Consider the following 18691-nt stretch of genomic DNA (forward strand, 5'->3'; position numbering starts at 1 on the left):
TCATCGCACCGGTTCCCGCCCGTGTGAAGGGTGGGGACGAGGGAGCGTCGGCCCCGGGTACCCGTGTCGGGGCCCCGGGGTCCGACGTGACCGATCAGGCGTCGGGTTCGTGGGGATCGGCGGGATCGTCCGCGTCCGGAACATAACCCCGCTGGTCCCGGGTCCGGTCAGGGCGCCCGTGGCGGGTCGCCGGCGAGAACTCGTCCCGCACCGCACCGGTCTCGGGGTCCTCGAAACGTCCGTCCCGGACGGCCGCTCCCTCTCCGGTGTCGCCGGCGGAACCGTCGTCGACCACCTGGAGGGCCTCCTCCTCGGTGGTCCGTGTCTCCCCACCCCAGTTCTCCTTGGGGTAGACGTCGCCGCGCTCGTCCCGCACGGCCTCGTCGATACCGCGGCCGCCACGGCTGTCGTCATCCTTGAAGTCGTACCGCTGGATGTTGTGGTCGGGTTCGATGCGCCGCTCGATCTCCTCGGCCTGGCTCAGCTCCGGGTCGTCCCCCATGTCGGTGTCCACGTCGTAGTGCTTGTCGACCATCGCGTCCACCTCCTCCTTCTCCTTGGTACCCAGGTTCAGGGAGGTGACAAGGAAATGTGAGGACATCCACCGGACGTCGGCGTATCGACCGATCGTCCCCGGATCAGCGCCGGCGTCTGGAGTTCTCCGCGTGGCGCAGGCGCAGCGGACGCAGGGCCGCCTCCAGGGCCACCGCTCCATCGAGCTTGCTCTCGCCCATCACCCGGTCCTCGAAATGGATGGGCACCTCCACGATCTTCTGGCCGCGTCGGAACGCCCGGTAGTGCATCTCCACCTGGAAGGCGTAGCCGGTGCTCTGGATGCCGGACAGGTCCAGGGCGCGCAGAGCCGAGGCACGCCAGAGCTTGAAGCCCGCGGTGACGTCGCGCACCGGGATGGCCAGCACCGTCTTGACGTAGGTGTTGGCCCAGCCACTGAGCAGACGGCGGCGCAGCCCCCAGGCCTCGGACAGGCTGGCGCCGGGCACGTAGCGACTGCCGATGACCACGCCGGCACCGGTGGAGTGCAGGGTGCCCAGCAGTTGGGGGACGTACCCGACCGGGTGGCTGAGGTCGGCGTCCATCTGCACCACGTAGTCGGCGCCGCCGTCCAGCGCTCGGGTCATGCCCTCCACGTAGGCCCGGCCCAGCCCATCCTTCTTGGTGCGGTGCACCACGGTGAGCCTGCCGGTCTCCGCGCCGCCGAGTTCCGCCGCGAGCTTGTCGGCGATCTCCCCGGTGCCGTCCGGGGAGTTGTCGTCGACCACCACGATGCGCAGTTCGGGCAGGTCCAGGGCGACCAGGCGGGCGACCAGGCGGGGAAGGTTCTCGGCCTCGTCATAGGTGGGCACGACCACGGTCAGACGAGAGCTGCGCCAGGGCTCGGGGAGCGCCACGGGTTCGGGTGTGACCCGCACCGGCCCGGGCGGGAGGTGCGTCGGTTCGGAGGGCATGCGCGTCGGCTCCTGGCGTCGTGAGGGTCGTGTGCGGATGTTCTTACCGGCGAGTAAGTGTGTACAGGATCACGCATCGCACCTTCACCGCACAAGTCGGTTCGAATCGTAGGCTAGGTGCCCTTCCGGAGGAATCGGACGGGCGCGCGTGCTCGCGCGAGGTCGTCACTGACCCCTTTCGTCGGCGGCCACGACGACGTGCACCAGGGTTCCGATCTCCTCCAACGTCATGATCACCTCAGGGTCGGCGCCCGAGTCGGTGACCAGGTGCGCGATGTTCTCCGGGGCGACGGTGGGCATCATGGTCTCCGCGCCGACCTTGGTGTGGTCGGCCAGGACGATGGTCTCCTCCGCGCAGGCCGACAGGGCCCGGTCGATGCCGGCCACGGCCGGGTTCGGGGTGCTCAGGCCTCGTTCGGCGCTGACGCCGTTGCCGGAGAGAAAGGCCCGGTTGACCCGGAGCCCGGCGAGCGCGCTCTCCGCGGCGGCGCCGACCAACGCCCGCATGGGGGCGTGCACCGTGCCACCGGTCATGACGACCTCCACCCCGTTGGCACCGGCCAGGGCGTCGGCCACCGGCAACGAGTTGGTGACCACCGTCAGGTCGCCGTGGCCGCGCAGCGCGCGGGCCAAGGCCTCGGCGGTACTTCCCGGGCCGATGGTGATGGCGTCGCCCGGACGCGCCAGACGGGCCGCGGCCACGGCGATGGCGGCCTTCTCCGCGGCGCACTGGTCGCGCTTGCCGGTGTAGCTCTGTTCGTGTCCGATCCTGCCGGGCAGGGCGACACCGCCGCGGCGGCGGTCGAGCAGCCCTTCGGTCTCCATGGCGCGCACGTCACGACGGATCGTGACCTCCGAGGCCCGCACCTTGATGGCCAGGTCGCGCAGGGACATGCTCCCGTTGGCGCGGACCAGCTCCAGGATGCGCTCTCGACGTTCGGCGCCGAACGTCGGACGGCTCTCCTCGGCCATGTTCACCGGCCCTTCCTCGATCGATCGGTGGTGCGCGGCACGATCGCCGCCCCACCGTCGAACTAGAGTACGGACCGGTCACGCCGCTGCGCGTCCGGGACCTCCGTCTCCTCCGACTCCCACGTGAGGGGCTTCTCGGTGAGGAGGGTCACCAGGAAGACCACGGTGAGGGCGACGAGCCCGACCAGGGCTCCGGCACCGAACATCATCACGACAGACATCTGAGCCTCCAAAGGGGGCGGGCCGACCTGCCACTTACCGAATGCCCACTTCGACACGGGCGCACACCCCCCAGGAACGGGAAGATCGGCCACAATGGAGGACATGACCCTTGGTTCCTCGCCCCTAGAGTCCACGGTGTGGTGGGCCCACACCTCCGCCGCGAGCGACCGTCTGCTCGACCTGCTGGACGAGGGCGAACGCACCCGCAACGCCCGGTTCCGACTTCAGGCCGACCGGGATCGCCATCTGGTCGGGCGGGCACTGACCCGTCTGGTGCTCGCCGAACGTGTCGGTTGCGCCCCCGAGGACGTCGTCTTCGACCTGCGCTGCCGATCGTGTGAGGACAAGGCGCGCACCGGAGCGGGTGGGGAGGACGCCTCCCCGCACGGCAAGCCGGTTCCGATCGGCGCCGCCGACGGCTGGGAGATCTCGGTGAGTCACTCCGGCGAGTGGGTGGTGCTGGCCCTGGCCGAGGGTGTCCCGGTCGGAGTGGACGTGGAGCGGGTGTCGGACTCGCGCGACCTGGACGGACTCGCCGCCTTCACACTGGCCGACACCGAACGTCGAGAGTGGAGCACGCTGCCCGAAGCCGGGAGGGTGGGGGCCTTCTTCGGCTACTGGGCGCGCAAGGAGGCCCTGCTCAAGGCCACCGGACTGGGGTTGTCCGGTGGCCTGCGTCGGGTCTCGGTGAGCCCACCGAACAGCCGGGCGCGACTCCTGGGTTGGGAGGGCGGCGGGGGTCCCGAGGCCGCTTGGCTCCACGACCTGGAGCGCGGCCCCGACTACCGGTCGGCCCTGGCGGTGCTCACCGACCGCGGGGTCGAGCCGACGGTGCACCAAGCGGAGATCGCCCTGGAGCTGCTGCGCCGTTGAGGCGGTGCGGTGCTCAGGCCTCGGCCTCTCGGGCCAAGTGGCGGCCGATCACCAGACGCTGCACCTGGTTGGTGCCCTCCACGATCTGAAGGACCTTGGCCTCGCGCATGAAGCGCTCGACCGGGAAGTCGCGGGTGTAGCCGTAGCCGCCGAACACCTGGACGGCGTCGGTGGTGACCTTCATGGCGGTATCGGTGGCCAGGAGCTTGGCCATGGCGGCCTGCTTGCCGAAGGGGCGTCCGGCGTCACGGAGGCGGGCCGCGGAGAGGTACAGCTCGCGTGAGGCGGCGATCTGGGTGGCCATGTCGGCGAGCATGAAGCCCAGACCCTGGAAGTCGCCGATGGCGGAGCCGAACTGGTGGCGTTCGCGGGAGTAGGCGACGGCGGCGTCCAAGGCGGCCTGGGCCAGGCCCACGGCGCAGGCGGCGATGCCCAGGCGCCCCGAGTCCAGGGCGGACAGGGCGATGGGAAAGCCCCGGTCCTCCTCCCCGACCAGCGCCGAGGTGTCGAGCTCGACGTCGTCGAAGAGCATCCCGGCGGTGGTGGAGGAGCACATGCCCATCTTGCGTTCGGGCGCGGCGGAGCCCAGTCCGGGGGTGTCGGCCGGCACGTGGAAGCAGCTGATGCCGCGGCCACCGGAGTCGGGGGCTCCGGTACGGGCGAAGAGCGCGTAGTAGTCGGCCTGTCCGCCGTGGGTGATCCACGCCTTGGCACCGTTGACCCGGTAGCCGGTCTCGGTGCGTTCGGCGCGGGTGGCCATGGCCGCGGCGTCCGAACCCGAGGTGGTCTCGGACAGGCAGTAGGCGCCGAGGAGTTCCCCGCCGAGCATGTCCGGCAGGAGCGCGGCCTTCTGGTCCTCGGCCCCGTAGGCGGCCAACGGGTAGCAGGACAGGGTGTGGACGCTGACGCCCAGGCCCAGGGCGAGCCAACCGCGAGAGATCTCCTCCACCACCTGGAGGTAGACCTCGTAGGGCTGTCCCCCGCCGCCGTACTCGTCGGGGTAGGGCAGCCCCAGCAGACCGGCGCGACCCAGGGTGGTGAAGGCGTCGCGGGGGAAGACGGAGTTCTCCTCGTCCTCGGCCGCACGCGGGACGATCTCCTTGTCCACGATCTCCCGGGTCAACTCAAGGAGCTGTTCGGCCTCGGGTGTGTGCAGCGTGCGTTCGACCGCCATGAACTCTCCCACGGTTACGCGCCCTGGTGCGCGTGGGACCCACTTCGCGGACCGCGATTTAGTAGGTCGTCCAACTATATGGTGACGCTGGGCACCTTATCCCAAAGCCCCGCACTTTGGGCACCCCGGGGTTGGACGGTGAACGGCCTCCGAGACGTTCGCCCTGAACACGACGCCCACCACGAGCCTTCGGGTTCGGCCGCCTGTACACGGAGGGGTCATGCGGCTTAGATTCCACGCATGGACCTCGAACTCCGCCACCTTCGCACCGTCTGTCTCCTCGCCGACACCGGCAGCGTCACCAAGGCGGCAGCGGCACTGTCCACCTCGCAACCCGCGCTCACCACCCAGTTGCAACGCATCGAACGCGAGGTCGGCGGGGCGTTGTTCCACCGTGGCCGCTCGGGGGTGCGCCCGACCGAGTTGGGCGAGTTCGTCCTGGTCCGAGCACGTGCCGTGCTGTTGTCCATGGACGACCTGATGCACGACATCAGCGCGCGCGGAGCCTTCCCCACCGCGCTGCGCATCGGCGGGGTCGGCCAACTCACCGTGGAGCTGTCCGGACGACTCTCGGAGGTCTTCCCCGGGGTCCCGGTACACGTACGCACCGAGTACTCCCCCAAGTTGGTCACCGACCTGGTCCGGGCCGGCCGACTCGACCTGGGAACCACCATCGACTACGTGGACCGCGACCTGACCACGGACGGACCGCTGGCGTGGGCGATGCTCGCGGTGGATCCGCTGCACGTGGCACTGTGGGTGGACCACCCGCTGGCCGAAAAACCGTCCATCCACCTGGAGGACCTGGCGGACAACTCCTGGGCGCTCACTCCCCCCGACGGAACCGGTTGGCCCGAGTGCTTCTACGTCGCCTGCCAGCAGGCGGGGTTCAGCCCCGAGGTGCCCTACCGACTGCACGATCGGTCGGAGATCCGTGACCTGATCGCCGACCGCCGGGCGGTGGCACCCTGCCAGTCCGACTTCGACACCGGCCGGGGTGTGGTGGTCCGTCAGTTGGCGGGGGCCCCGATACAGCTTCGGCACCTTCTGGTCTGGCGCCGCGACGGCCCGGTGAGCCAGGTGGCGGACCGGATCGCGCGCGTGGCGCGGGAGATCATCGACCAGAGCGCCGAGAAGGTCTGAGCCGATCGGGAAGAATCACCGACTTCGATCCGCACATTGATCCCATGATCGGACTTTCCACTCGAAACACCCTTGCACACCACGAAACCGTTACCCCCTAAGGGTTTCTCGACAAAGGCGCACCGACCCTCGCCACCTTTAACGCCGGAGACCCCCGGTCGGACCTCCGGCCCATTCGCGCGCCTGTGACCTGGGGCCGGGCGACTATGCGTTACCAGCGGTCGCAGCACTCGACCCCCTTCGTATGATGTTTACCAGCCGGTAACGTACTGATGAGTAGGGGTCCACCCCCAGAGCCTTCTCCCGAGCTACGAAGCCGTCTTCCCCCACAGGCCGAAAAGCCTCCCGCTGCGCAGGCACCACCGAAGTTCAGGAAGACCACATGCGAACACTGAGAATCATCGCTTCGACGCTCACCGTGGCGATTCTCGCGACCTCGTGCGGCGGCTCCGGGTCGAGTGAGGAAGAGTCCGCCGCGAGCGATCTCACCACGGGGGTCACCGACGACAGCGTCGTCATCGGAACCCATCAACCTCTCACCGGTGCCGCGTCACCGGGTTTCGTACACGTCTCGACCGGCACGAGGGCCGTCTTCGACTACATCAACGACAACGGTGGCATCCACGGCCGCCAGATCGACTACCGCGTCGAGGACGACGTCTTCGACCCCGCGCAGACCATGGACGTCACGCGCGACCTCATCGACGAGCAGGAGATCTTCGCCATGCTCGGTGGGTTGGGCACGCCCACCCACGAAGCGGTGATCGACGACCTCAACGCCGAGGGAGTCCCCGACCTCTTCGTCTCCTCCGGAGCACTGGCCTGGGACTCACCCGAGCAGTACCCCTACAGCTACGGCTTCCAGGTGGACTACTCCAAGGAGGCGAAGGTCCAGGGCGCCTACATCTCGGAGAACTTCCCCGACGACAGCGTCGGTCTGCTCTACCAGAACGACGACGTCGGCCCCTCCTCGCACGCGGGCATCGAGCAGTACCTCATCGACGACATCGTCGCCTGGGAGGACTACGACCCCGGCGTCGCCGAACTCGACGGTCAGATCGAGGCCCTGAAGGACGCCGAGGCCGATGTCGCCGTCTGCTACTGCATTCCGGCCTTCCTCGGTCTGGCCATCCTCCAAGCCCAATCCGTCGGCTACGAGCCGCAGTGGGTGGCCCCCAGTTTCGGTGGTGACGTCGAGGTCGTCACCGAACTGATCACGCGGTACGCCGAGGGAACACCCGCGGAGGACGTGCCGCCGGAGGCCTTCACCGACGGGCTGATCATCACCTCCTTCCTCCCGATGGCCGGCCAGACCGAAGACCCGTGGACCGCGTTCTTCCGTGAGATCCACGATGAGTACAACGAGGGCGCGCCCTTCACCGACACCACGATGTACGGCATGGTGCAGGCCACGCTGATGGCCCAGCTGCTCATGGAGGTCGGCCCCGACCTGGACCGGGAGACCCTGATCCAGACGCTCAACTCCCAGGAGTGGGAGGGCCCGGGGCTGGTGCCGTTCGTCGCCACCGAGGACGACCACAGCGGTTACTCCGGCGTCATGGTCGCCCAGAACCACGCCGGTGAGGAACCGGAGATCCTGCAGGAACCGCGGGTCACCGACAGCGATGGCGGGGAGATCCTCCCCTTCGAACTGGACCGGCCCGACCCCGACGAGGTCGCCCTGCACGACGGCGACCACTAGCGGGGCCCGCTCCGGGCACACCCGGAAGGCACAAGGCGAAGGAGGGCGTGGGTCGCATCGGGCCCGCGCCCTCCTCCCCTTCCGCCACTCCGGGTCAGCGCCGCTCCAGACGGGGGAAGACCACCTTCTTCAGCACCAGGGTGAGCGCTGCCACGGTGGGGATGGCCAACAGCGCCCCGACCAGACCGAGCAGCGCGCCGCCGACCAAGGCGGCGGTGATGTTGGCCGTCGGAGCCACGTCCACGGCGTGCCGCATCACCCGGGGAGAGATCACGTAGCTCTCGATCTGTTGGTAGGCGAGGAAGAAGACGAGGGTGGCCAGTCCCAGCCAGAGGTCGCCCACCCCCACCGCCAGGGCGGCCGCGAGCGCACCGATGCTGGTACCCACCAAAGGGATCAACGCGGTGACGGCGACCACCAGGGCCAGGGTGAGCGCGTAGGCCGAACCGATCGCCCACAGGAAGAAGAACGCCACGACCCCGCCGAAGGCCGCCACCACCAACTGTCCGGCGATGAACGCACCGATGCGTCGAACGATCTCGTCACCGATCTCACGGACCCCGTCGCGGCGCGAACGCGGCACGAACCGGTAGGAGACGTCCATCATGCCGGGCAACGAGGCCATGAAGAACAGGGTCAGGACGAACACCGTGGAGAGGGCGAACAACCAGTTGAACACCACCTGGCCCACCCCGACCAGGCCACCGAAGATCCGCTGTCCGAAGTCGCCGCCGGTGACGACCCCCTCCAGGCGTTCCAACACGTTGTAGCGGTGATCCACCTCGTGGAAGAACGCCGTGTTCCGCAGATGGTCGATGGCGCCGGGCAGCGCGGAGACGAAACCGCTCACCTGCTCGGTCAACGGTGGCACGATGGCCCACGTGAACACCGCCACGAAGGCCAGCAGGGCCAGGCACACGGTGACGATCGCCGCCCAGCGGGGCATCCGCAGCCCGCGGCGCAGTAGTTCGATGACCGGGTTCAGGCCGACCGCGAGGAAGAGCGCCACCAGGATGTAGACGAACACCGCTCGGGCCCCGGTCAGGGCCTCCACCAGCAGCCAGGCGCTGAGGACTCCGAGTGCGCCGACGAACCCGACGACGAAGTAGTTGGGGCGGTGGGCCCCTCCCCCGGAGGGGCGGGTGAGGGGGTCGACTCCGCCTCCCCCGCCGGCGGCCCCCGGCTCACGTTCGGCCTTCGGGTCCTCCTGCGGCCCCCGGGTCGTTGTTCCGGTCGCGCCCGTGGCCGGGGCGTCGACGCTCATGTGCGCTGCTCCGACTCGTCCTCGTCGTCCAGTTCTTCGGGGAGGCGCAGAGTGAACAGGGCACCGCCGAGCAGGTCGCTGTGGCCTGCCACGAGTGTGCCGCCGTAGGCGTGCACGATCTCCCGGGAGATGGCCAGCCCGAGGCCGCTGCCACCCGGGTCGAGCTCCTTGGAGTCGGGCAGTCGGGAGAAGCGTTCGAAGACGCGTTCGCGGTCCTTGACCGGGATCCCCGCGCCGTCGTCGTGTACCTCCAGGACCGCGGCCCCTTTGCCTTGTCCGACGATGATGTCGATACGGCTGTGGGCGTGGCGCTCGGCGTTGGCGACGAGGTTGGTCAGCACCCGCACCAGGCGCATTCGGTTGACCACGACGTGGACGGGTTCGGCTGCGTGCACGCGCACCTGCGTGTGTCGGCGCGGGTCGGTGAACTCCTCCCGCACAAGGGAGCCCAGTTCGATACGTTCGCGGATCATGGCCACGTCGGTGTCCATCCGGGCCAGTTCCAGCAGGTCGGAGACGATGTTCTCCAACCGTTCGGTGTCGGAGAGCAGACCGTTGAGCAGGCGTTCGCGGGCGCGCTGGTCGGGTTCGGGATCGGAAAGTTCGACCTCCAGTTTGGTCCGCATACCGGCTATGGGATTGCGCAGTTCGTGGGAGGCGTCGGAGACGAAGCGCCTCTGCCGGACCATCGCCTCCTCCAGCCGGCCGAGGGTGGAGTTGGCGGTGCGGGCCAGGTGGGCGATCTCGTCGTCGCTGCGGGGGACGGGGAGCCTGCGGTGCAGGTCGCTGACCGAGATCCGGTCCATCTCGGCGCTGATCATCTCCACCGGGCGCATCGCCCGTCCCACCCCGTACCAGAGGATCAGGGCGGTGCCGACGAGCAGGACGACCGCCATACCGGTCAGGGCGGATTCGAGCGTGTGCCGCATGAGCACCTGGGGGGTGCGGGTAGCGGCGAGCACGATCACGTCACCATAGGCGGAGTCGGTGACGGTGTAGCCCACCACCTGGAAGCAGTCGTCGGGTTCGATCCCCGCCGCCTCATCACAGACGACCGTGTCCATGCGGAAGTCGTGTTCGGCCGGCGCCCGTTCGGTCAGGGCCGGCAGGCCCCTCACCGCGGCGCTGGAGGCGAGGACCTCAAAGGTCTCCCGGTCAACGATCTGCAACCGCAGGATCGGTTCGGTGGCGGGGATGGAGGAGTCGTAGCGGTCCATCATGATGTGCTCGACGACGGCACGTGCCGCCTCCGCAGCCCGATCGCTCAACTGGTTCTGTACCACTTCCCGGAGGAACAGGAAGGAACCCACGGAGATGACCAGTACGACCAGGGTCAGTATGGTCGTGGCCCAAACCGTCACCCGGGCTCGGATGGAACGGGGGCGGGGCCATCCCCATCTTTTCCGTTGCCGTTCCTGGGGTTCTGACACGCACTCATTGTCACCCAGTGTCATCCCAAAACCGAGAACTGGCGACGGTGTGGCGGGAGCGACGCCCCAACGGGCCGAGAGTCCCGGCCCCTACTCGTAGGGATCGGGCGGGTTGGTGACCTCTTCCATCCCCTCGGTGGCGAACTCGTGCTCGGAGACGTCGTACAGGTCTCCCTCGGGCTCCACCCAGGTGCCCTGGACCGTCCACCAGCTGTCCGCCTCGGGCGCCGGCCGATCGGTGATGAGGACCTTGTTGACCACGGCGTCCGCCGCGCAGCAGGCCATTTGGAGTCGGGCCAGGTACCAGCCCTCGCCCTCTTCGTTGGGAACGGCGAACCCGGTCAGTTCGATCTCGCGGTCGGCCATCTCGCGTTCCTCGTCGATCCAGGCCCGCATCACGAACGCCTGGATATCGAGTCGGACCGTCTCCCCCGGCGCCGCCTCGGAGAGGGCGTCGTTGAACTTGGAGTTCCCACCCTCATCCCGGGGTGGTGGACCCGCCGAACCACTCGTGCTCTCCACCGTGTACGAACCCAGGGCCGGCGGGGCGACCACGAATACCGCCAGCACCGGGAGCAGGAGCAGCCAGGCCACCCAGGGGGCGCGAGAGTGGTCGTGGCCGTGATCGTCGCCCTGTCCCGACGTGTTCGCCTCGGCCGTGGCGGGGGTGGTCTCCTCTTCGTCCGAGTCGTCCCTCTCCCCGCGGACCTCGGCCACGATGACCAGGACGCCGAGCCCGACCATGACGATCCCGGCGGCGATCAGGAAGGGCCCGAAGCCCGCCTTGACCCAGTTCAGGTACAGGTCGGTGGGCACGGTGCTGGTCAGCGCGGCGGCGCCGAGCAGGACGAGGGTGAGTCCCTGCGCGATGCGGTTCACAGGATCAAGGCTCCGATCAGGAACGTACTGAGGAGACCGACCACCAGGCACAGGGGGGCGAAGCGGGCGACGAAGCGCCAGCCGAACACTCCCGCCTGCATCGCGATGAGCTTCAGGTCGACGATGGGGCCGATGACCATGAACGCGAGCTTGGCGGTGGGCGAGAAGTCGGTGAGGCTGACCGCGACGAAGGCGTCGGCCTCCGAACAGATGGACAACAGGATGGCCAGCGCGGCGAGCACCAGCACCGAGACGATGGGTGCCTCGGCCACCGTCAGCAGCCATTCGCGAGGCACCATCACGTTGAGCGTGGCGGCCGCGAGGGCGCCCACCACCAGGTATCCGCCGGCGTGCATGATGTCGTGCAGCATCGACTCGCGAAAGACCCGCCACTTGGAAGCACCCGGGTCATGGGACTGCGCGGGAAGACGCAGCCAATCGGTACGACCGAACCTCACCCAGATCCAACCGATGACCACCGACGCCAGCAGGGAAGCCGTGAAGCGGGCGAGTACCATCTCCGGCTGTCCGGCGAAGGCCACCGCGGTGGCGATCATGACGATCGGGTTGATGGAGGGCGCCGCGAGCAGGAAGGTCAACGCCGCCGCAGGCGCCACCCCCCGTTTGATCAGGCTGCCGGCGATGGGCACGGACGCGCACTCGCACCCTGGCAGCAAGGCGCCTGAGACACCCGCCACGGGGACGGCGTGGCCCGCCTTGCTCGGGATGAACCGCCGGTAGACCGAGGTCGGCACGAAGGCGACAAGGGCGGCGGACAGGGCCACTCCGAAGACCAGGAAGGGCATGGCCTGGAAGCTGATGGCCGTGAAGATGGTGGCCCAGGCCAGGAAGGCCTGGCCGGTCAGGTCGTCGGAGAGCCACGCGTGGCCGAAGGCCATCGCGGTGATGATCAGGGCGAAGAGCCAGACCGTGCCGGTCCTGCGTGCTCCGGGCCGCCTTCCCCAGTCGGCGGGGGGCAGTTCGTCTCCGCGGTCGTCCCAGCCGCCGGCGAGGGAGTCGCCGAGAGAGGAGGACGGGGCGGAGTCGTGTGTGGTCCGTTCGGACACGGGTGTACTCCGTGAGGTTCGGTTGGGAACTACCCGAATGGTAACCGAAAACCGTTTTCGTTCGCGCGAGCAACGGCGAACCTGTGGATGGACGTTCCCGGGCGAAGACCACATGAGCGAGAACGCACGTATGGGTTCCACCCCCATGGTCAGAATGTGATCCAGGTCTCTATCGTTGGCGCCCATGGAACCGAGAACGACGCCGTCCCCCGCGGACGGAAGTGCTCCGAAAACCCCCTTCCACAAGGTCGTCACCGCCAGCCTCATCGGCACCACGATCGAGTGGTACGACTTCTTCCTGTACGGGGCCGCCGCCGCGTTGGTCTTCAACGTGGTCTTCTTCCCCGACTCCGATCCCCTGGTCGGCACCATGCTGGCCTTCAGCACCTACGCCGTTGGGTTCGTGGCCCGGCCCCTGGGCGGTGTGGTCTTCGGACACTACGGCGACCGGATCGGTCGCAAACAGCTCCTGGTGCTGAGTCTGTTGATGATGGGCGGCGCCACCTTCGCGATCGGATTGTTGCCCACCTACGCGGCGATCGGGGTGGGCGCTCCCCTGCTGCTCACCCTGCTACGCGTCATCCAGGGGTTCGCCCTGGGCGGTGAGTGGGGTGGCGCGGTCCTGCTCGTCGCCGAACACGGTAAGCCGCGCAACCGCGGTTTCTGGGCGTCCTGGCCCCAGGCCGGGGTGCCCTGCGGCAATCTGTTGGCCACCGCCGTCCTCGCGGTGCTTGCCGTGGTGATGGCCGACGAGACCTTCCTCGACTGGGGTTGGCGCGTCCCGTTCCTGCTGTCCGGGATCCTGGTGTTCATCGGTCTGTGGATCCGGCTCGCGGTCACCGAGTCGGAGGTGTTCAAGGACGCCTCTCGCAAGGTGGGCGAGTCCAAGGGCACCGAGCGCGCCCCGATTCTCGACGTGCTGCGTCATCACTGGCGCGAGACCCTCGTGGCCATGGGCGTGCGGTTGGCCGAGAACGTCTCCTATTACGTGGTCACGGCGTTCATCCTCGTCTACGCCACCCAGCAGGCGGGCCTGTCCAACGAGGCCGTGCTGAACGCGGTGCTGATCGCCTCCGCGGTGCACCTGGTGACCATCCCGGCGTGGGGCGCGCTGTCCGACGTGGTGGGACGGCGGCCGGTCATCGCGGTCGGGGCGGTGGGGGTCTCCCTGTGGTCGTTCGCCTTCTTCCCGCTCATCGACCAGGGCACGTTCGGCTCCGTGACCCTGGCCGCGACCGTCGGGTTGATCCTGCACGGCGCGATGTACGGTCCGCAGGCGGCGTTCTTCTCGGAGTTGTTCAGCACCCGGGTGCGGTACTCGGGTGCCTCCATCGGCTACCAGTTGGCGTCGATCGTGGCCGGTGGTCTGGCCCCACTGATCGCGACGGCGCTGCTGGCGACCTTCGGTTCCAGCCTGCCGATCTCGGTGTACGTGGCGGCGGTCGGTGTCGTCACCGTGGTGGCGGTGGTGTGGTCCAGGGAGACCCGGGGCACCGACCTGGCCGCCGTGCCCAAGGGCGGTGACCCCGCCCCCGGCGCATGATCAGTCCTTCGTCTCCGGGCCCCGGTCGTCCTCACGGCCGGGGTCCTCGTCTTCCTCGGGGGGCCCGTCGCCGCCCTCGGATCCCTGGTCTCCGGCCGCCCGTTCGTCGCCCTCCTCGCCGGGCTCGCGCCGGTCCACCGACTCCCCCGACACCGGACCCCACGCGGTGACGTTCTGCAGGTCCGGCATCTTGGCCAGGGAGAACTGTGGGTCCAGACCGTATCGCAGCTGTCGGCTGTAGTCGGCGAGCAGCCGGAAGGCGACGGTGGACAACGGGGCGATGGCCAACAGGTTGACCGTGGCCATGACACCCATGGAGATGTCGGCGAGGGTCCAGATGACGGTCAGCGGGGCGACGGAACCGAGGAAGATCGCGACCAGGACCGCCGAACGGAAGTAGGTCATGTGGTTGGGTTCGGCGTCCAGGAACTGCAGGTTGGACTCGCCGTAGTAGTAGTTGCCCAGGACCGACGTCCACGCCAGCAGGAACATGATGATGGTGAGCGCGTGGACGGACCAGCCGCCCAGCGAACTCTCCAGAGCGGTCTGGGCCACCTCGATGGGCGGGATGTCGGGGTTGAACTCGGTCCCGTACAGCAGCACGATGAACGCGGTCACCGAGCAGATCAACCAGGTGTCGAAGTACACGCCCAGGGTCTGGACCAGGCCCTGCTTGGCCGGATGGGACACCGACGCGGCCGCACCGGCGTTGGGCGCCGACCCCAGACCCGCCTCGTTGGAGAACATTCCCCGCCGCATCCCCCACAGGATGGCGGTGCCCACGCCACCCGCCGCGACCTCGCGCAGGCCGAAGGCGTGGCCGAAGATGGCGCCGAAGACGTCCGGGACGGCCTGGATGTTGATGATCACCACGGCGACGCCGAGCAGGATGTAGAGGATCGCCATCAGCGGGACGAGGGCCTGTGCGACGGTGGCGATCCGGCGCACACCACCGAAGATGACCGCGGCGGTGATGGCGACCAGGACCAGACCCACGGCCACGTTCAGGATCCACCCTCCGCCCCCGCCGAGGGCGCCCACCGAGGTGCCGATCGCCCCGGAGATGCTGTTGGACTGCACGGAGTTGAAGACGAGGCTGAACGTCACGGTGATGATGACGGCGAAGAGCGCGCCCATCCACCGTCGGTTCAACCCGTGGAGCATGTAGTAGGCGGGGCCACCACGGAATCCGGTTCCGGTACGCACCTTGTACAGCTGGGCGAGGGTGGACTCCACGAAGGAGGCGGCGCCGAGGACGCCGGCCATCAGCCACATCCAGAACACGGCTCCGGGCCCGCCCAGCATGATCGCCAGGGTGACGCCGACGATGTTGCCGGTACCCACGCGGGAGGCCGCGGAGAGCGCGAAGGCCTGGAAGGAGGAGATCTCCCTACCGCCGTCCGGAGCGGTCCCGGGGCTGCTGCGTATGACGCGGAACATCTCGGGTAGCAGCCGGACCTGGACGAACCCCGAGCGCACCGTGAAGTAGACGGCCAGGATGACCAGCAGCGGGATGACGAAGAAGGTCCAGAAGGCGTCGTTGAGGGCGACGAGAGCGTTGTTGAGGACGGTCACGCGTTCCCCTTCAGGTGGGCGTGGTGGTCCCGAGTGCGACTTCGGGGTTTCCCGCCCACTGTGCTCCTCCGGGTGATCGCGGCTTCTCCGGGACACGCGAAGAGGTGGTAAAGGACCGTAAACACCCATGTTCCGGCCCATGACGAAGGGCCCGGGCCGGCGTGTGCCGGTCCGGGCCCCTCCTCAGTTCAGTCCCTAACGCTGGGGAGCGGAGTCGAAGCGCTCACCACGGCGGGGGCCGCCGCCACCGCGACGGTCGCCACGGAAGCCGCCACGGGGGCCACCGCCACCGCGACGGTCGCCGCCGTAGCCGCCCCGACGCTCGCCGCCGCCACGGTAGCCGCCACCCTCGGGACGGTCACCACGGTAACCGCCGCCTTCGGGGCGGTCTCCGCGGTAGCCGCCCTCACGGTCGTTACGGCCACCGCCACGGTAACCACCCTCGGAACGCTCACCGCGGTAACCGCCATCACGGTCGTTACGACCGCCGCCACGGTAGCCGCCACCCTCGGGACGGTCTCCGCGGTAGCCGCCATCACGGTCGTTACGACCGCCGCCACGGTAACCACCCTCGGAACGGTCACCACGGTAACCGCCTCGGTAGCCACCACCGTTACCGCGGTAGCCGCCACCGCGACGGGGGCCGCCACGGCCGCGACGCTCGCGAACGGGCTCCGGCGGCTCGATCCACGGCTCCCAGGAAGGCTCCTTGGCGCCGGTCACCTCGGAGAGCAACTCGTCTCCGGGGTTGACCAGGTGCTGCTTGGCCTCGACGCCGGCGTCGCTGAGCAGGCGGCGGGCCATACGACGCTGGTTGGGCGCCACCAGGGAGACCACCAGGCCGGAGGAACCGGCGCGGGCGGTACGGCCGCCGCGGTGCAGGTAGTCCTTGTGGCCGGTGGGCAGGTCGATGTTGACGACCATGTCGATGCCGTCGACGTGGATACCGCGAGCGGCGACGTCGGTGGCGACCAGGGCCTGGATCTTGCCCTCACGGAACTTGGCCAGGGTGCGGGTACGCACGCTCTGGGTCTTGCCACCGTGCAGGGAGGCGCAGGGCACGCCGGCCTCGATCAGCTGCTCGCTGATGGTGTCGGCGCGGTACTTGCTGCGCACGAACATGATGGTGCGGCCATCGCGCGCGGCGATCTGGGTGACGATCTTGTTCTTGTCGCGGGGCAGCACCTTGAGCAGGTGGTGCTCCATGGTGGTGACCTGGGAGACGGGCGGGTCGACCGAGTGGGTGCGCGGGTCGCTCATGTACCGGCGCACGAGCTTGTCGACGTCACCGTCCAGGGTGGCCGAGAACAGCAGCGTCTGCCCGTCCGGCTTGACCTGGTCCAGGAGCTCGCTGACCTGCGGCATGAAGCCCATGTCGCACATCTGGTCGGCCTCGTCCAGCACCGAGACCTCGACGTCGCCCAGATCGCAGGCGCCCTGTTCGATCAGGTCGGTCAGGCGGCCGGGGGTGGCGACGAGGACGTCGACGCCGCGGCGCAGTTCGTTGATCTGGCGGGTGTAGGAGCTGCCACCGACCACGTCGCCCACGCGCACGCCCACGACGCGGGCGTAGCCGCGAAGGGAGTCGCGCACCTGGTGGGCGAGCTCACGGGTGGGCACCAGGATCAGGGCCCGGGGGCGGTTGGCGGCGGCGCGGCGCTCGGAGCAGCGCATCAGGACCGGCAGGCCGAAGGCCAGGGTCTTGCCCGATCCGGTGCGGCCACAACCGAGGACGTCGCGGCCCTCGATGGCGTCGGGAATGGTGGCGGCCTGGATCGGGAACGGGGTGGTCACACCGTTCTTGGCCAGCTCCTCGACGATGTCCTTGGGCAGGCCAAGGCTGTCGAAGGCAGGCATTACGGCAGTGTCCGTCGTCAAGTGACGTGTACCTTCCTCATCGTTTGGCGGCGTTTCGAGGAAGGCTTCACACGGTCACAGCGGACCCAGCGAAGAAATCACACAAACGCGCCTGATCACACGCGGAAGCGACCCCGTCTCGTGTGGGGTTCGTGTGCTCTTCGGGTCAAGAGTGACGTCGACCGGGTCGACACGCTCTCCGCGTCTTGGCGGCCCGGCGCGCTCTTATGCGCGCGGCATTGAACGACCGCTTGCAGCAGCGTACTAGAGATCATCTCTGAGCGGGGACGGGACGGGGGCATTTCCCCGGTGATACCGGTCTCCCCGCCCGCCCCGATCACCATCGGCCGTGCTCCGGGATCAGGAACCGGCGGCCATGGCCGTGAGGCGACCGGCCTGGGCCTTGCGCTCGGCGGCGCACTGTTCTTCCAGGGTGTTGTCCGCGGCCTGCCACAGGAGCGCCTTGGTCGCGACGGCGGCGTCGGCGTTGACCGCGAGGAGCCCGGCGATGGCGTCGTCAACGGCACCGTCGAGTTCGTCGACGCCCACGACCAGGGTCGCGAGACCGATCTCGCGAGATTCCTCGGCACCGACCTTGCGGGCGGTCAGGCAGATCTCGACGGCGCGATGGACGCCGACGATGTCCACCAGGGGCTTGGTGCCGGTGAGGTCCGGCACCAAGCCCAGGGCGGGTTCCTTCATACAGAACTTGGCGTCGTCGGCGAGGATGCGCAGGTCACACGAGAGGGCCAGCTGGAACCCGGCGCCGATCGCGTGTCCGCGCACGGCGGCGATGGTGACCAGGTCGGGACGACGCAACCAGCGGAAGCCCTCCTGGAGTTCGGCGATGTAGGCGTCCAGCTCGGCGTCGTCCGTGGTCCCCTCGGCCAGCCCGTCGATGATCGAGCGCTCCCCGTCCACCCCTTCGGGGGTGAACATGTTGAGGTCGATGCCCGCGGAGAAGATGTCGCCCTCCCCGGAGATGACGACGATTCGGACATCCCCGGGGAGCGTCTGGCCGATGTGGGCCATGGTCGTCCAGGTGCGACCGGTCATCGCGTTGCGGCGCTCGGGGCGGGCGATGGTGATGCGGGCGACCGCGCCCTCCACCGACAGCCGCAGTCCCGCGCGGGTCAGCTCCTCCTCGGTGGGCGCCTGCCGCGCGCCGGTCTCCTGCTGGGCCTGGGACATGTGTTCCTCCGTCGGATCGGTGTGACACCCCCGACCCTACTCGCGGGTAACCCCGGCGACGACACCGACCGTCACGCCTTGCGTGTCGCCCCACCACGCCCGCGCAGCTCCACGCCGGCCTCGCCCAACAGACGGTGCACGAAACCGTAGGAACGGCCCGTGGCCGCGGCCAGACCACGAATGCTCTCCCCCTCGTCGTAGCGGCGCTTGAGATCGGCGGCCAGCTCCGCGCGACCTGCACCCGAGACCCGGGCGCCCTTCCTCAACTCGTCACTCACAGTTCTCTCCCGTTCAAGACACTCCGGCACCGTGGGTGCCGGAACCACAGCCATG

17 protein-coding genes are annotated in these 18691 nt (G+C 68.8%); 4 read left to right on the forward strand and 13 right to left on the reverse strand.

Going from position 1 to position 18691, the window contains the following annotated elements; translation table 11 throughout:
• Positions 1-94: 94 nt before the first annotated feature.
• From ACWGKS_RS17025 to ACWGKS_RS17040, 4 genes are all read right to left on the reverse strand, one after another.
• A complete protein-coding gene (locus ACWGKS_RS17025) occupies positions 95-601 on the reverse strand; it encodes a hypothetical protein (protein ID WP_452523148.1) in 507 nt (168 codons plus the stop codon).
• Positions 602-638: 37 nt separating this feature from the next.
• Positions 639-1466 carry a polyprenol monophosphomannose synthase gene (locus ACWGKS_RS17030; protein ID WP_452523149.1) on the reverse strand — a complete coding sequence of 276 codons (828 nt, stop codon included), beginning with the start codon at positions 1464-1466 and terminating at the stop codon, positions 639-641.
• A gap of 165 nt (positions 1467-1631) precedes the next feature.
• Positions 1632-2438 carry a DeoR/GlpR family DNA-binding transcription regulator gene (locus tag ACWGKS_RS17035; protein ID WP_358505815.1) on the reverse strand — a complete coding sequence of 269 codons (807 nt, stop codon included), beginning with the start codon at positions 2436-2438 and terminating at the stop codon, positions 1632-1634.
• A 62-nt stretch (positions 2439-2500) separates the two neighbouring features.
• The gene (locus tag ACWGKS_RS17040) at positions 2501-2659 is read right to left on the reverse strand and encodes a hypothetical protein (RefSeq protein WP_452523151.1); all 159 of its coding nucleotides are present in this window, start codon (positions 2657-2659) and stop codon (positions 2501-2503) included.
• 103 nt (positions 2660-2762) lie between these two features.
• Between ACWGKS_RS17040 and ACWGKS_RS17045 the strand changes: the two genes are divergently transcribed.
• Complete coding sequence (locus ACWGKS_RS17045; protein WP_452523153.1) at positions 2763-3533, forward strand: 4'-phosphopantetheinyl transferase family protein; 771 nt, start codon at positions 2763-2765, stop codon at positions 3531-3533.
• Between the two features lie 13 nt (positions 3534-3546).
• Here the strand turns inward: ACWGKS_RS17045 and ACWGKS_RS17050 are convergent, their stop codons facing one another.
• Positions 3547-4707 carry an acyl-CoA dehydrogenase family protein gene (locus tag ACWGKS_RS17050; protein WP_358505777.1) on the reverse strand — a complete coding sequence of 387 codons (1161 nt, stop codon included), beginning with the start codon at positions 4705-4707 and terminating at the stop codon, positions 3547-3549.
• 240 nt (positions 4708-4947) lie between these two features.
• Here ACWGKS_RS17050 and ACWGKS_RS17055 point away from each other — a divergent pair, with 240 nt between their 5' ends.
• Together ACWGKS_RS17055 and ACWGKS_RS17060 are read left to right on the forward strand one after the other, a co-directional pair.
• Positions 4948-5850: a LysR family transcriptional regulator gene (locus ACWGKS_RS17055; protein ID WP_358505774.1), complete on the forward strand. Its 903-nt coding sequence runs from the start codon at positions 4948-4950 to the stop codon at positions 5848-5850.
• A gap of 382 nt (positions 5851-6232) precedes the next feature.
• Positions 6233-7552 carry an ABC transporter substrate-binding protein gene (locus ACWGKS_RS17060; RefSeq protein WP_452455987.1) on the forward strand — a complete coding sequence of 440 codons (1320 nt, stop codon included), beginning with the start codon at positions 6233-6235 and terminating at the stop codon, positions 7550-7552.
• A gap of 94 nt (positions 7553-7646) precedes the next feature.
• Here the strand turns inward: ACWGKS_RS17060 and ACWGKS_RS17065 are convergent, their stop codons facing one another.
• From ACWGKS_RS17065 to ACWGKS_RS17080, 4 genes are all read right to left on the reverse strand, one after another.
• Entirely contained in the window at positions 7647-8816 is a 1170-nt protein-coding gene (locus ACWGKS_RS17065; RefSeq protein WP_358505769.1) for an AI-2E family transporter, read from the reverse strand.
• The gene (locus tag ACWGKS_RS17070) at positions 8813-10246 is read right to left on the reverse strand and encodes a sensor histidine kinase (RefSeq protein WP_358505766.1); all 1434 of its coding nucleotides are present in this window, start codon (positions 10244-10246) and stop codon (positions 8813-8815) included. Before ACWGKS_RS17070 ends, ACWGKS_RS17065 begins: the two co-directional genes overlap by 4 nt.
• Positions 10247-10336: 90 nt before the next feature.
• Complete coding sequence (locus ACWGKS_RS17075) at positions 10337-11125, reverse strand: TIGR03943 family putative permease subunit (protein WP_358505763.1); 789 nt, start codon at positions 11123-11125, stop codon at positions 10337-10339.
• On the reverse strand, positions 11122-12192 hold the full coding sequence (locus tag ACWGKS_RS17080) for a permease (protein ID WP_358505760.1): 1071 nt from the start codon (positions 12190-12192) through the stop codon (positions 11122-11124). The genes ACWGKS_RS17075 and ACWGKS_RS17080 overlap by 4 nt, the downstream gene beginning before the upstream one ends.
• Positions 12193-12376: 184 nt before the next feature.
• Between ACWGKS_RS17080 and ACWGKS_RS17085 the strand changes: the two genes are divergently transcribed.
• Positions 12377-13735 carry an MFS transporter gene (locus ACWGKS_RS17085; RefSeq protein ID WP_452523158.1) on the forward strand — a complete coding sequence of 453 codons (1359 nt, stop codon included), beginning with the start codon at positions 12377-12379 and terminating at the stop codon, positions 13733-13735.
• Here the strand turns inward: ACWGKS_RS17085 and ACWGKS_RS17090 are convergent, their stop codons facing one another.
• From ACWGKS_RS17090 to ACWGKS_RS17105, 4 genes are all read right to left on the reverse strand, one after another.
• Complete coding sequence (locus tag ACWGKS_RS17090) at positions 13736-15310, reverse strand: alanine/glycine:cation symporter family protein (protein ID WP_358505754.1); 1575 nt, start codon at positions 15308-15310, stop codon at positions 13736-13738.
• Between the two features lie 195 nt (positions 15311-15505).
• Positions 15506-17167 (reverse strand): DEAD/DEAH box helicase, encoded by a 1662-nt coding sequence (locus tag ACWGKS_RS17095; RefSeq protein WP_358505751.1) that lies wholly within the window; start codon positions 17165-17167, stop codon positions 15506-15508.
• 360 nt (positions 17168-17527) lie between these two features.
• Positions 17528-18358: an enoyl-CoA hydratase/isomerase family protein gene (locus ACWGKS_RS17100; protein ID WP_452523161.1), complete on the reverse strand. Its 831-nt coding sequence runs from the start codon at positions 18356-18358 to the stop codon at positions 17528-17530.
• A gap of 71 nt (positions 18359-18429) precedes the next feature.
• Positions 18430-18636 (reverse strand): helix-turn-helix domain-containing protein, encoded by a 207-nt coding sequence (locus tag ACWGKS_RS17105; RefSeq protein ID WP_067599734.1) that lies wholly within the window; start codon positions 18634-18636, stop codon positions 18430-18432.
• Positions 18637-18691: the final 55 nt, after the last annotated feature.

The organism is Nocardiopsis sp. NPDC055879 (assembly GCF_053615935.1).

Excerpts from the sequence above, each read along its gene's own strand:
- ACWGKS_RS17100 (WP_452523161.1), bottom strand. The coding sequence starts at position 18,358 with ATGTCCCAGGCCCAGCAGGAGACCGGCGCGCGGCAGGCGCCCACCGAG.
- ACWGKS_RS17030 (WP_452523149.1), bottom strand. The coding sequence starts at position 1,466 with ATGCCCTCCGAACCGACGCACCTCCCGCCCGGGCCGGTGCGGGTCACA.
- ACWGKS_RS17085 (WP_452523158.1), top strand. The coding sequence starts at position 12,377 with ATGGAACCGAGAACGACGCCGTCCCCCGCGGACGGAAGTGCTCCGAAA.
- ACWGKS_RS17040 (WP_452523151.1), bottom strand. The coding sequence starts at position 2,659 with ATGTCTGTCGTGATGATGTTCGGTGCCGGAGCCCTGGTCGGGCTCGTC.
- ACWGKS_RS17050 (WP_358505777.1), bottom strand. The coding sequence starts at position 4,707 with ATGGCGGTCGAACGCACGCTGCACACACCCGAGGCCGAACAGCTCCTT.
- ACWGKS_RS17035 (WP_358505815.1), bottom strand. The coding sequence starts at position 2,438 with ATGGCCGAGGAGAGCCGTCCGACGTTCGGCGCCGAACGTCGAGAGCGC.
- ACWGKS_RS17055 (WP_358505774.1), top strand. The coding sequence starts at position 4,948 with ATGGACCTCGAACTCCGCCACCTTCGCACCGTCTGTCTCCTCGCCGAC.
- ACWGKS_RS17095 (WP_358505751.1), bottom strand. The coding sequence starts at position 17,167 with ATGCCTGCCTTCGACAGCCTTGGCCTGCCCAAGGACATCGTCGAGGAG.
- ACWGKS_RS17045 (WP_452523153.1), top strand. The coding sequence starts at position 2,763 with ATGACCCTTGGTTCCTCGCCCCTAGAGTCCACGGTGTGGTGGGCCCAC.
- ACWGKS_RS17065 (WP_358505769.1), bottom strand. The coding sequence starts at position 8,816 with ATGAGCGTCGACGCCCCGGCCACGGGCGCGACCGGAACAACGACCCGG.
- ACWGKS_RS17025 (WP_452523148.1), bottom strand. The coding sequence starts at position 601 with ATGTCCTCACATTTCCTTGTCACCTCCCTGAACCTGGGTACCAAGGAG.
- ACWGKS_RS17060 (WP_452455987.1), top strand. The coding sequence starts at position 6,233 with ATGCGAACACTGAGAATCATCGCTTCGACGCTCACCGTGGCGATTCTC.